The organism is Dietzia sp. CQ4 (assembly GCF_014145125.1).
Classification (GTDB): domain Bacteria; phylum Actinomycetota; class Actinomycetes; order Mycobacteriales; family Mycobacteriaceae; genus Dietzia; species Dietzia natronolimnaea.
Window position 1 is genome coordinate 1 of record NZ_JAALDZ010000092.1, and the last position, 12,576, is coordinate 12,576.

Below are 12,576 nucleotides of genomic sequence, written 5' to 3' on the forward strand. Positions count from 1 at the left end.
CTCGCGCAGGACCAGGGCCTCCCCGACCACGCCCAGGCCGGCGCCGCCGAGCGACTCCGGGGCGAGGGCGGCGGGCACGCCCGCGCGGACCAGCTCGTCCCAGTAGCGGGAATGGAACCGTGCGGTCGCGCGGTCTGCTCCGCCGTCGGCCTCGGTCCCGGGGCCGAAGCGCGCGTCGAGCTCGCGCAGGGAGTCGTCGGTGACCAGTTGCTCGCCCATGTCGCGGACGAGGGAGGAGAGCTCACGGGTGGTGTCGTCGATGTGGAAATCCATGTCAGCTGTCCTTCCGGGCAGAGGACGGAGTGGGGGCGATCCGCGGCGCCGGTGGCAACCCGAGTCCGGCGGCGGCGATGATGTCGCGCTGGACCTCGTTGGTGCCTCCGCCGAAGGTCAGGATGAGGGCCGAACGATGCAGCTTCTCGATGCGCCCGTGGAGGACGGCGGTGGGGGAGTGGGAGCGTTGGAACCCGGCGGAGCCCAGCACCTCCATGAGGAGCCGGTACGCCTCGCACGCGGTCTCGGTGCCGTACACCTTGGTCGCCGACGCGGCGATGCGGGTGGGCGTGGTGGAGTCGGCGGAGACGATCTCCCAGTTGCGCAGCGCCAGGTACTCGGCCATCGCGTGGACGCGGGCCAGGTGGGTGCGCACCCACTCGTTGTCGATCACGTCCCCGCCGCCGGGCAGGCCGACGTCGGCCGCACGCGTGGTGCGCGCCCACTCCAGGACCTGCCGGAGCGAGGCCTGGAGCGGACCGGCGGCCGTGAGGGCGACCCGCTCGTGGTTGAGCTGGTTGGTCATGAGTGGCCAGCCGCCGTGTTCGGGGCCGACCAGGTTGGAGGCGGGAACCACCACGTCCTGGTAGTAGGTGGCGCTGGTGTCCGGGCCCGCCATCGTGTGCACGGGAGTCCACGAGAACCCCTCGGCGTCGGTGGGCACCATGATCATCGAGATGCCCTTGTGTCGCTTGGCGTCCGGATCGGTGCGTGCGGCCAGCCAGATCCAGTCCGCGTACGCCACGAGGGACGTCCACATCTTCTGCCCGTTGATGCGGTAGACGTCCTGCCCGGCGTGCTCCCCGGTCCCGGCCTCGCGCACGGCCCGGGTCTTCAGGGACGCCAGGTCCGTGCCCGATTCCGGCTCGGAGTAGCCGATGCCGAAGTGCAGCTCGCCGCGGCTGATCCGGGGCAGGAAGTAGCTCTTCTGCTCCTCGGATCCGAATGCCATGATCGTCGGCGCCACCGAGTTGATGGTGAGGAAGGGCACCGGGACCCCGGCGATCGCGGCCTCGTCGGTGAAGATCAACTGCTCCACCATCGGGCGGTTCCGGCCGCCGAACTCTTCCGGCCATCCGATCGTCAGCCAGCCGTCGCGGCCCATCTCGGCAACGATCTCGCGGTAGGCGTTGCCGTGGCCGTATTCGCCGGTCGTGGAGGTGAAGGCCTCTCGGCGCTCGGGGGTCATCAGGGCGGAAAAGTACTCGCGCAACTCCCCGCGCAGCCGTTGCTGGTCTGTGGTGTAGGTGATGTCCATATGCCCTAAGCTCGTCTCGAGTGGAACACGTTCTAGTGTCGTGTCTCACATAGTATCGAATCACGCTCGCGGCCACAGTGGTCGCGGGCCCGGCCAAGGAGGACGGGTATGAGGATTGACGTGGATCCCGACCGCTGCGAGGGGCAGGCCGTGTGTGTCGGGCTCGCCCCGAAGGTCTTCGAGTTGAACGACGACGACGAGGTGGTGCGAGTGGTCGTCGACGAGGTTCCCGAGGAGCTGGAGAAGCGCGCAGTCAAGGCTGTGGAGAAGTGTCCGATGGCGGCGCTCAAGGTCGCGGAGTGACGCCGGGGTCGGGTCGGAAGGACCTCGGGACGGATCTCTCCCTCGACGGCCGGGTCGCCGTCGTCACCGGGTCAGGCTCCGGGCTGGGTGCCGCGGAGGCCGTGGAGCTGGCGCGCTCGGGCGCGTCCGCGGTCGTCATCAACGACATCCGGTCCGGCGAGGCCACGGACGCGGTGATCGCCGACATCGAGGCGGCGGGCGCCAGGGCTTCCCTCGTGGTGGGCGATGTCTCCGATCGGGAGACCGCCGACGCGATGGTGGCCGAGGCCGTGCGGCTCGGAGGCCTGCACGTGGTGGTCAACAACGCCGGCATCACCCGGGACAAGATGCTGTTCAACATGGAGGACGACGACTTCGACGCGGTGATCAGGGTGCACCTGCGCGGGCACTTCCTGCTCACCCGCAACGCCGCGGCCCACTGGCGCGGCGAGAGCAAGAAGTCCGATGCCCCGGTGTACGGGCGGTTGATCAACACCTCGTCGGAGGCGGGACTCTTCGGCCCCCCCGGGCAGGCGAACTACGGCGCGGCCAAGGCAGCCATCACCGCGCTGACGCTGTCAGCGTCGCGGGTGCTGGGGCGCATCGGCTGCACGGCCAACGCGATCGCGCCCCGGGGTCGGACGGGGATGACCGAGGGCGTCTTCGAGGCGTGGGACGAGTCCGAGGGGCCCGACCCGCTGTCCCCGGACCGGGTGGCCGATCTGGTCTCGTATCTCGCGTCGCCGGCGGCGGCCGGGATCAGCGGTCAGCTGTTCGTGGTATACGGCGGAATGGTCGCCCTGGTGGAGGCGCCGGTCGTGGAGAAGCGGTTCGATGCCGAGAGTGGCGTCTGGGACCGGCGTGCGTTCGCCGACGCGGTCTGCGGGCACTGGTCAGGGCGCCCGGAGGGCAAGTCCTTCTCGGCGGCGGAGATCATGGCCCTCTGACCTGATCCGATGCGGTCCCCGCGGCGTCTGCTGAGAGACGCGCGGGGACCGCTTTCGTTGTGTCGGGGCGTGTTAGATTCCCGGCACACGCGCAGGGGCACCGTTCGGGGGTGATTGGTAGGCCTTGCTAATGAGAACGTGTTCTAGCTACTATGTAATCTGGGTCACGCCGAACCGGTCACTTGTTCAGTTCGGTGCGACCGGGGGATGAGAGAAGACAGGAGGGGGGCGATATGGCGAGAGTTCTCGATGCGCCGCTCAAGGGAGTCGGCGATTTCGTCGCCATGAGCCTCGACACGTTCGTGTCCTTCCCGTCGATCGTGCGGCAGGGCCGGGAGTTCGTCGAACAGTCCTGGTTCATCGCCCGGGTCTCCATGATGGCCACCATCCTGGTGGCGATCCCGTTCACCGTCCTGGTGAGCTTCACGCTCAACATCCTGCTCCGCGAGATCGGTGCGGCCGATCTTTCGGGGGCGGGGGCCGCGCTCGGCGCCGTCACCCAGGTCGGTCCCATGGTCACGGTCCTCATCGTGGCGGGGGCCGGGGCCACCGCCATCTGCGCGGACCTCGGGGCCCGCACCATCCGCGAGGAGATCGACGCGATGGAGGTCCTCGGGATCGACCCGGTCAAGCGCCTGGTCGTCCCCCGGGTCGCCGCGTCCACCTTCGTGGCGCTGCTGCTCAATGGCCTGGTGTGCACGATCGGCATCCTCGGTGGTTTCCTCTTCTCGGTTCTCCTGCAGGGCGTCAACCCGGGCGCCTTTGTAGACGGGATCACCCTGCTCACGGGCCTGGGTGAGCTCATCCTGGCGCAGATCAAGGCCGGGATGTTCGGGATGCTCGCCGGCCTGGTGGCCTGCTACAAGGGCCTCTACGTCCGGGGCGGGCCGAAAGAGGTGGGCAGCGCTGTGAACGAGACCGTCGTCTTCGCCTTCATGGCCCTGTTCGTCGTCAACACCGTGCTCACGGCGGTCGGCGTCAAGGTCCTGGGGGCGTGAGGTGACCGTCATTGAGACCACCCGGTTCCCGCGCCTCGCGCGGGCCCGGCACCACACCGTCGGCAGGGCCGACGACTTCGGCGGCATCGCCCTGTTCTTCTGGCGAGCACTGCTGGCCACGCCGCGGGCGCTCACCCAGTACCCGAAGGAGACGCTGCGTCTGATCGCCGAGATCGCCATGGGAACGGGTGCGCTGGCGATGATCGGCGGCACAGTGGTGATCGTCGGCTTCCTCACCCTCGCCACCGGCGGCGTGATCGCGGTCCAGGGCTTCTCCTCGCTCACCGACGTCGGGGTCGAAGCGCTCACCGGCTTCTTCGCGGCGTTCATCAACGTCCGTATCGCCGCCCCCGTGATCGCTGGCATCGGGTTGGCCGCAACCATCGGTGCCGGCGCGACGGCCCAGCTCGGGGCGATGCGGGTGTCCGAGGAGATCGACGCGCTGGAGGTCATGGCGATCGACTCGATCACCTACCTGGTCTCCACCCGGATCGTCGCCGGGATGATCGCCGTGGTGCCGTTGTACTCGCTCGCCGTCATCGCCTCGTTCGTGGCGAGCCGGTTCGCGACCGTCCAGATCTATGGTCAGTCCGGTGGCGTGTACGACCATTACTTCTCGACGTTCCTCATCCCCACGGACATCCTGTGGTCCTTCGTCCAGGCCATAGCGATGGCCATCACGATCATGCTCATCCACACCTACTACGGCTACAACGCCGCCGGCGGTCCCGCCGGCGTCGGTTCGGCCGTGGGCAACGCCGTCCGCACCTCGCTCATCGCGGTGGTGACCGTGACCCTTCTCGTCTCCCTCGCGATCTACGGCGGAGACGGCAACTTCAACCTGTCGGGATAGGAGGCGGACGTGGCGAGAACTGTGAGTCAGAGCGATACGGTGCCCAAGCGCATCGCGGCGACGGTGCTGGCGCTCTTCATCGTCGTGGTGATCGCGCTCTCCCTCCTGATGTTCGCGAGGGTCTTCGACAGTCGGGTGCCGTTGACCGTCCGCAGTGATCGCGCCGGTCTGGTCATGGAGGCCGACGCCAAGGTGCGCGCCCGCGGTGTGGAGATCGGCAACGTCAAGGACATCCGCCAGGAGTTCGGCGGGGCGACGATCGAGATCGAGGTCGATCCCGCGGCGCTGGAGGCCATCCCCGCCAACTCCCCGGTGACGATCGGATCCAACACGGTGTTCGGTGCGAAGTCCGTCGACTTCGAGTCCCCGATGCGGCCGGACCCGACGCCGCTGGCCGCGGGCACTGTCGTCGAGGCGTCCAATGTCACCGCCGAGGTCAACACACTGTTCCAGGACCTCACCGACCTGCTCATCGCGATCGAGCCGGAGAAGCTCAACGCCACCCTCGGCGCGGTCTCTGGGGCGGTCGACGGGCGCGGTGAACAGGTGGGGCGCACGATCACCGACTTGGGCGACTACCTGCAGGAGATCAACCCGCAGATCGACACCCTCCAGAGGGACCTGGCCAAGGGGTCGCGGGTGGCCAACCTCTACGCCGACGTCACCCCCGACATCATGCGCCTGCTCGACTCCGGCACCGATGTCGGCGCCAACGTCGTCAGCAACCAGGCGCGGTTCGAACAATTGCTGGTCTCTGCGATCGGCACGGGCGAGACCGGCAAGCGCCTGCTGTCCGAGAACGGCAACGAGTTGGTCAAGATGCTCTCGGACCTGCGTGCCTCGACCAGCCTGCTCGCGGAGTACCACCCCATGCTCACCTGTCTGATCGTGGGCCTGAACCAGGGCGTCGAGGGCGCCACGTCAGCCTTCGGCGGCGAGGACCAGCCCGGCCTGGTATTCAAGTCGGGGTGGCAGCAGGGGGCGCGAGCGTACGAGTACCCCAAGGACCTGCCGAAGGTCAACGCCAGCACCGGACCCAACTGCTACGGCCTCCCGTTCCCCGACCCGAACGTCCACGCCCCGTTCGTCGTGACCGACACGGGCTCCAACCCCGTGGAGGGCATGCCCGACGTGTTCACCTCTCGCCCCGCCCCGCTATTCGGCCCGTTGCGGCCCACCGAGCCCGGTCGTCCCGCGCCCCCGACGCTGCTGCAGGTCATGCTCGGCATGGACGGGGAGACCCCGTGACCGCCGGGCGCTCGGCAGCGCGAAACGCCCGTCTTACCCTGATCAAGCTGGCGATCTTCACCACGGTGATGGTGCTGGTCCTGGCCGGTCTGGTCATGGTCTTCAGCGAGTACCGCTCCGGCGCGTCCGAGAAGTTTAATGCCGTGTTCACCGACGTCTCGGGGCTGGAGTCCGGGGACAAGGTGCGCATCGCGGGAGTGGAGGTGGGCCGCGTCGACCGGATCGCACTGGCGGACGGGAACACAGCCGCGGTCCGGTTCTCCGTGGCCGGGAACCAGGTCGTGCACGCCAGCACCGAGGCGATGGTGCGGTACGAGAACCTGACCGGGGACCGCTATCTGGAACTCAACCGGGGGGAGGGGGATCAGTCTCCGCTCGAGGCGGGCGGGACGCTGCCGATCTCGCAGACCTCCCCGGCCCTGGATCTCGATGCCTTGCTCGGCGGGTTCCGTCCGCTGTTCCGCGCGTTGGACCCCGGCCAGGTCAACCAACTGTCGGAGTCGATCGTCAAGGTGTTCCAGGGTGAGGCCGGCACCGTGCAGGACCTGCTCGCCTCGACATCGTCCCTCACACAGACACTTGCAGACAGGGACCAACTCATCGGGGACGTGATCACCAACCTCAACGGCGTTCTCACCACCGTGTCGGACAACCAGTCCAACGTCGATTCGATCGTCGACGACCTCCAGCAGCTCGTCTCCGGTCTGTCCGCGAACGCCGAGCCGATAGGCGAGTCCGTCGAACGCCTCAACGACGCCAGCGCCAACATGACCACACTCCTGTCCGACGTCCGCCCGGCCCTGCGCGAGGACGTCGCCCAGATCGACCGGGTGGCGACGCTCATCAACGAGGACGAGCCGTTCGTCGAGAACGTGATCAACCGGCTCCCGTCCGACTTCGAGAAGATGGGGCGCTTGGGCGTGTACGGCAGCTTCTTCCAGTTCTATCTCTGCGGTGTGATCGTGCAGGTCACCAACCCCGTGACCGGTAGGGGCGTGTACCTGCCCCAGTACGAGCAGACGACGGGACGGTGTGCGTTCCCCGATGAGTGACACAATAGACGGGACCCCGCCGAAGGCGCCCCGAGGACAGCTCCGCTTCCGCGACCGCGACCCCAAGACGATCGGTGTCTGGGGAGCCGTGGGGGCCGTGGCGTTGATGGCGATCTCGCTCAACTACGACCGGATCCCGTATGTCAACGGGATGCGCGGCGCGACCGCGTACGTGGCCGACGCCGCCGGGCTCAACACCGGTGACGAGGTGCAGGTGGCCGGGATGAGGGTCGGCTCGGTGCGGAAGATCGAGCTCGACGGGGACAGGGTCAGGGTCCGCTTCGACATCGACACCGGCGTCGCGCTCGGCACGAACACCTCCGCCCAGGTCAAGACGGACTCGATCCTGGGCCGGCGCGCGCTCGGTGTCTTCTCCGACGGTCGGGGTGAACTCCCCGACAACACCATCCCGCTCGAGCGGACCTCGGTCCCGTACTCGCTCACCGCCGCGCTCGGAGACCTCAGCGACACGGTCGAGGCGATGGACACGGACAAGGTCGACGAGGCGCTGACCGTGCTCGCCGAGACAATGGAGGGGTCCTCGCCCGAGATCCGCGGCGCGTTGGACGGGATTACCAGGCTCTCGCGCTCTCTCAACGAGCGCGACGAGGGCGTCCGGCAGCTCCTCGACAAGGCCGCGGGGACCACCGACATCCTCGGGCGGCGAAGTGACCAGATCAACCAGCTCATGGTGGACGGCAACGTGCTGTTCACCCAGCTCGACCTCCGGCGAAGGGCCCTCAGCGAGTTGATCGTCAACATCGACGAACTCGCCCGGCAGCTCTCGGGGGTGGTCCAGGACAACGAGGCACAGCTCGGACCCGCCCTTGACAAGTTGGAGCAGGTGTCGGATCTGTTGATCCGCAACAAAGAGGACATCGATCTGGGGCTGCGCCGGATCGTCCCGTTCTCCACGGCGCTGAGCGAGGCCGTGGCGTCCGGACCGTGGTTCAACGCCTACGTGTCCAACCTGTCGATCGGTCATTACCAGCAGACCATCCTGCGCGACCTCATGCCTCTCATCGACGACCGCGTCCAGCCCGAGCCGGGACTGGTCCGCGAGCCGACGATGCCGGCCGTACCGGGTCTGACCCTGATGGACGAGCACCCCGGCTGGGGCGAGAAGAGGTTGCCCCGATGAGTCGACTGCTGGCGTCCACACTGTCCAAGGTCGTGGCCCTCGTCGTCGTCGTCCTCCTCGTGATTGCCGCGGTGTGGTTCTTCTCCACCCGGACCAAGACGATCGTCGCCTTTTTCGAATCCACCCGGGGCGTCTACGAGGACGACACCGTCCGGGTGCTCGGGGTGCGTGTCGGACGGATCTCCGAGATCACCTCCGAGGACGGCAGGTCCAAGGTCACGATGAAGGTCGACCGGGACGTCCCGGTCCCCGCCGACGCCACCGCGTTGCTCGTGGCACAGTCCCTCGTGGCCGAGCGGTTCATCCAGATCACCCCCGCCTTCACGGGCGGCGAGGAGATGCCGGACGGCGGCACGATCCCCGTCGAGCGCACCGCGATCCCGGTGGAATGGGACGGGGTCAAGGAGCAGCTCATGAAGCTGTCCACCGCCCTCAGTCCCGTCGGTCACGAGGAGACGGGCCCGCTCGGCGAGTTCGTCGACTCGGCCGACGCGATGCTCGACGGCAACGGTGTGGAGGTCCGCGACGCCCTCAACGAGGTCTCGCAGACCATGGCGCTGCTCTCGGACGGGCGGGAGAACCTCTTCACCACCCTCAAGAACCTGCAACTGTTCGTCACAGCGCTCTCACAGAGCGAGGAACAGATCGTGTCCTTCGGGGGGAAGCTGGCCAGCGTGTCGCAGGTGCTCGGAGACCAGACGGGCGACATCGATGCGGCGCTGAGCGATCTCGACCTGGCGGTGACCGACATCAACCGGTTCCTCGACAACAACGGGGAACGCGTGACCACTGCTGTCGACAAGCTCGGCCAGGCGACCGAGGTGGTGCGCGACCGGCGGGCCGAGCTGGAGGGAGTGCTCCACGTGGGCCCCACCGCCATGGCCAACTTCTACAACATCTACCGGCCGTACCAGGGCGTCCTCACCGGGGTGTTGACCATGAACCAGATGGCCAACCCGACCAACTTCATCTGCGGTGCGATCGCGGGCCTGGCCAACAACACCGCCGAATCCGACGCACAGCTGTGCGCCCAGTACATGGGCCCGCTGTTCAACTCGCTCGCCTCCAGCTACCCATACGGCGCGGTCACCCCGCCGATCACCCCCACCGCGGAGCCCCAACAGATCTGGGACTCGCAGAAGCCAGGGACGCAGACCCCACCGGGTGTGCAGCCGGTCTCCGACCGGCCTGACCCGCTGATCAACGTGGTCAACAAGGGCGACAACCTCACCGACACCCTGCTCGTGACGGGAGATGCGTAGATGTTTCGCAACCGACCCAGTGGCCGAATTCTGACGGCAGGTGCACTCGGCGCCGTCGTGCTGCTCTCCGGTGCCGGATGCACCTGGGAGGGTCTCAACTCCCTGCCGCTACCCGGAGCGCAGGGCAGGGGGGAGGGTGCGTACGAGATCACCCTCGAGATGCCCAACGTCACCACCATCACCCGCAACTCCCCGGTCCGGGTGAACGACGTCAACGTCGGGTCGATCACGGACATGCAGGTGGAGGACTACACGGCGATCGTCACGGTCTCGCTCAACGAGGATGTCCGGCTCCCGGCCAACGCACATGCGAAGATCGGGCAGACCAGCCTCCTGGGGTCGCAACATCTCGAGATCTTCCCGCCCCCGGACGGCGAACCCGAGGGCTCGCTCTCCGACGGGGACGTCATCCCGTTGGCCCGCGCCGGAGTGTACCCGACCACGGAGCAGACGCTGTCGGCCTTGTCGGTCGTCCTGACCGACGGCGGGCTGGCGCAGTTCGAGACCATCGCCAGCGAGCTCAACACCGCGTTGGACGGCCGGCAGGTCGACGCCAAGGAGGTCATCACCCAGCTGGAGACCACCGTGAGCGGCCTCGACGAGCAGCGGGCCGACATCATCGCCGCCATGGACGGGCTGGACCGGCTGTCCCGCCAGATCAACGACCAGACCGACACCCTGGCCAGAGCGCTGGCGCAGATGCCCGAGGCCGTCGCGCTGATCAACGACCAGAAGCAGGAGCTGACCACAGCAATGGTCTCGCTCGGGGATTTCGGCAACAAGGCCAACCAGGTGATCGACGCCGGTGGTGGACAGAACCTGGTGGACAACCTCCGCGACATCACGCCGGTCCTCGACTCGCTGGCCAACGCCGGGCGCGACCTGACCCGGGCGCTGAGCGTGCTCATCACGTTCCCGTTCCCGCAGGCGGGCATCGACAACTTCCTCCGCGGCGACTACGCCAACCTGTACATCCACGCCGACACGACGATGCCGCGTCTGTCGGAGACCTTCCTCCTGGGCACCGAGTTCGGCAACCGTATGGCCGGCCTCGAGGGCTATGTGGGCCTCGCGCCCAATCCGCTGGCCGGCGCGAACCCGTTCTCCCTCGACATCCCGCGGCCGGAGCACTCGGGCGAGGAGCCGTTCGCCGAACTGCCACCTGAGCCGGGATCCGGCGCCCCGACTGAGGAGGCCCCCCGATGACCCGGTTCGTGCGAATCCAGCTGACCATCTTCGCCGTGGTGACGGTTCTCGCCCTGTCGGTAATGTCGGTCTCCTACCTCAAGCTGCCGACTGCGTTCGGCTGGCAGCGCACCGATGTCGCACTGCAGATGCCGGACACCGGTGGGGTCTACAAGAACGCCAACGTCTCCTACCTGGGCAATGTGATCGGGAGAGTCGACGCGGTCACCCTCAAGCCCGGTCACGTCGTGGCCGAACTGCACTTCGACACGCGGGCGGAGGTCCCCGAGAACGTCCGCGCGCAGATCCGGAGTGTCTCCGCGGTCGGGGAGCAGTTCGTCGAGCTAGTGCCCGAGGGCGAGCCCGTCGGCGAGATGGCCGACGGCACCGTGCTCGGCGAGGACCGGGTCGACATGCCCCAGGGGATCGGCCCCGTCCTGGACCAGGCCACGGTGCTCATGGCGTCGATCGACGACGGCAAGATGCGCCGCGTCATCTCTGAGTCGTTCGACGCGTTCAACGGTTCCGAGCGGGAGCTCCAGCAGTTCCTGGACTCCGCGCAGCTCCTCCTTGAGGAGGCCCAGCGCAACACCGGGGCCACCCGCCAGCTGATCGCCGACGCCGAGCCGGTCCTGGACTCGCAGCTGCGCTCAGCGGACTCGATCCGTGCCTGGACCCGGAACCTCGCAGACCTGACCGATCAGCTCCGGGTCAACGAGCCCCAGCTGACCTCGATCATCCAGCGCGGCCCGGACTCCCTGGCCCGGGCGACCAGGGTCCTCAACGATCTGCAGCCGACCATGCCGGTGCTGGTCGCCAACCTGGTGAGCGTCGGCGAGGTTGGCGTGGTCTACAACCGCTCCATCGAGCAGTTGCTCGTGATCTACCCGGCCCTGGTGTCCTCGCTCATCACCGCGATCAACGGCGCCAAGGACACCGGTGAGATCAAGGTGGATTTCAACCTCCAGATCAACGAGACCCCGCCGTGCACCACCGGCTTCTTGCCGGCGGACCAGCGGCGGTCGCCCGCCGACCTGTCCGTGCCCCCGCTGATGAACGGCATCTACTGCAAGGTCCCCAAGGACTCCCAGACGACCGTCCGTGGAGCCCGCAACCTGCCGTGCATGGAGTACCCCGGTCGGCGAGCAGCCTCTCCGGCGGAGTGTGCGGCCGATGACTACGTCCCCGAGGGCATCAACCCGCCGGACACCAGCGAGGTCGGCCCGCCCGGTGACAGCCCGAACGCGTACAACGTTGTCCCCTCGTCCAACAGCGGCGAGCGGGAGATCCGCACCTCCGCCGCCATGTACGACCCGGCGACGGGCGAGTACCTCGGTGCGAACGGCAAGACGTATCGTCAGCTTAACCTGGGGACCGCGAGCAAGCTGTCCGCGGACGCCGACCTGGCCGACATCCTGACGAATGGAGTGACCTAGTGCCGCAGTCGGACGAGACCCCCACTGATGGTGAGCGGACCGGGCTGGTCGTCGCCTCCGTGATCACTGCCCTGTGCCTGGTGGCGGCCCTCGTTGCCTCGGGGCTGTGGCTCACCGAGCGTGGCCAGGCGGCCTCGATCCGGGCGGACCGGGCGTCCGCGAGCGAGCTCGATGGGTCATACCGCGACTTCGCCACCGACGTGATGACCCGGCTCATGACCATCCGTCAGGAGACCCTGACCGAGGACGTGGACCGGATCGTGGACATGATCGAGGGCGACTTCTCCGAGCAGTTCACCCCCCGTCGCGACTCCTACGAGGAGGTCGTCAAGACCACCGCGGTGGTGGCCGACGGGGTGGTGTCCGCCGCAGCGGTCGAGCACTCCTACCCCGAGCGCGCAGAGGTGATCATGGCGATCGACCAGACCATCGGCAATCCCCGGTCCCAGGAGGACCAGGACCGGCAGTACCGCGTCCGGGTGACGGTCAACCGTCACGACGACGGCGAGATGAGGGTCTCGGGGGTGAACTTCATCCCGTGAGCAGCAACGACGTGCCAGACGCCCGCTCCGCCCGCCGTGCGCAGCGTGAGGCCGAGCGTGCGGCCCGGGCCCAGCGCAAGGCCGACGCGGCCCGGGAGC

The 12,576-nt window shown here is 67.9% G+C and carries 12 protein-coding genes and 1 pseudogene; 11 read left to right on the top strand and 2 right to left on the bottom strand.

What is annotated here, in order from left to right:
- Together G6031_RS06175 and G6031_RS06180 are read right to left on the bottom strand one after the other, a co-directional pair.
- Positions 1 to 273: pseudogene (locus tag G6031_RS06175) on the bottom strand (acyl-CoA dehydrogenase); the annotation flags it as partial.
- A gap of 1 nt (position 274) precedes the next feature.
- Complete coding sequence (locus G6031_RS06180) at positions 275 to 1,531, bottom strand: acyl-CoA dehydrogenase family protein (RefSeq protein ID WP_182652776.1); 1,257 nt, start codon at positions 1,529 to 1,531, stop codon at positions 275 to 277.
- A gap of 108 nt (positions 1,532 to 1,639) precedes the next feature.
- Between G6031_RS06180 and G6031_RS06185 the strand changes: the two genes are divergently transcribed.
- From G6031_RS06185 to G6031_RS06235, 11 genes are all read left to right on the top strand, one after another.
- Complete coding sequence (locus tag G6031_RS06185) at positions 1,640 to 1,834, top strand: ferredoxin (RefSeq protein ID WP_182634662.1); 195 nt, start codon at positions 1,640 to 1,642, stop codon at positions 1,832 to 1,834.
- Entirely contained in the window at positions 1,831 to 2,760 is a 930-nt protein-coding gene (locus G6031_RS06190) for a 3-oxoacyl-ACP reductase (protein ID WP_182652777.1), read from the top strand. Before G6031_RS06185 ends, G6031_RS06190 begins: the two co-directional genes overlap by 4 nt.
- Positions 2,761 to 2,993: 233 nt before the next feature.
- Positions 2,994 to 3,758: an ABC transporter permease gene (locus tag G6031_RS06195; RefSeq protein ID WP_067711895.1), complete on the top strand. Its 765-nt coding sequence runs from the start codon at positions 2,994 to 2,996 to the stop codon at positions 3,756 to 3,758.
- A 1-nt stretch (position 3,759) separates the two neighbouring features.
- On the top strand, positions 3,760 to 4,611 hold the full coding sequence (locus G6031_RS06200) for an ABC transporter permease (protein WP_107748790.1): 852 nt from the start codon (positions 3,760 to 3,762) through the stop codon (positions 4,609 to 4,611).
- A 9-nt stretch (positions 4,612 to 4,620) separates the two neighbouring features.
- Positions 4,621 to 5,859, top strand: a complete 1,239-nt coding sequence (locus G6031_RS06205) for an MCE family protein (RefSeq protein ID WP_107748791.1) — start codon at positions 4,621 to 4,623, stop codon at positions 5,857 to 5,859.
- On the top strand, positions 5,856 to 6,911 hold the full coding sequence (locus tag G6031_RS06210) for an MCE family protein (protein ID WP_107748792.1): 1,056 nt from the start codon (positions 5,856 to 5,858) through the stop codon (positions 6,909 to 6,911). Before G6031_RS06205 ends, G6031_RS06210 begins: the two co-directional genes overlap by 4 nt.
- Entirely contained in the window at positions 6,904 to 8,052 is a 1,149-nt protein-coding gene (locus G6031_RS06215) for an MCE family protein (protein WP_182652778.1), read from the top strand. Before G6031_RS06210 ends, G6031_RS06215 begins: the two co-directional genes overlap by 8 nt.
- Positions 8,049 to 9,314 carry an MCE family protein gene (locus G6031_RS06220; RefSeq protein WP_107748793.1) on the top strand — a complete coding sequence of 422 codons (1,266 nt, stop codon included), beginning with the start codon at positions 8,049 to 8,051 and terminating at the stop codon, positions 9,312 to 9,314. Before G6031_RS06215 ends, G6031_RS06220 begins: the two co-directional genes overlap by 4 nt.
- Positions 9,315 to 10,520: an MCE family protein gene (locus G6031_RS06225; protein ID WP_107748794.1), complete on the top strand. Its 1,206-nt coding sequence runs from the start codon at positions 9,315 to 9,317 to the stop codon at positions 10,518 to 10,520. It begins immediately after the preceding gene.
- Positions 10,517 to 11,935 carry an MlaD family protein gene (locus tag G6031_RS06230; RefSeq protein ID WP_107748795.1) on the top strand — a complete coding sequence of 473 codons (1,419 nt, stop codon included), beginning with the start codon at positions 10,517 to 10,519 and terminating at the stop codon, positions 11,933 to 11,935. Before G6031_RS06225 ends, G6031_RS06230 begins: the two co-directional genes overlap by 4 nt.
- Positions 11,935 to 12,477: a hypothetical protein gene (locus G6031_RS06235; protein ID WP_107748796.1), complete on the top strand. Its 543-nt coding sequence runs from the start codon at positions 11,935 to 11,937 to the stop codon at positions 12,475 to 12,477. The genes G6031_RS06230 and G6031_RS06235 overlap by 1 nt, the downstream gene beginning before the upstream one ends.
- Positions 12,478 to 12,576 lie beyond the last annotated feature (99 nt).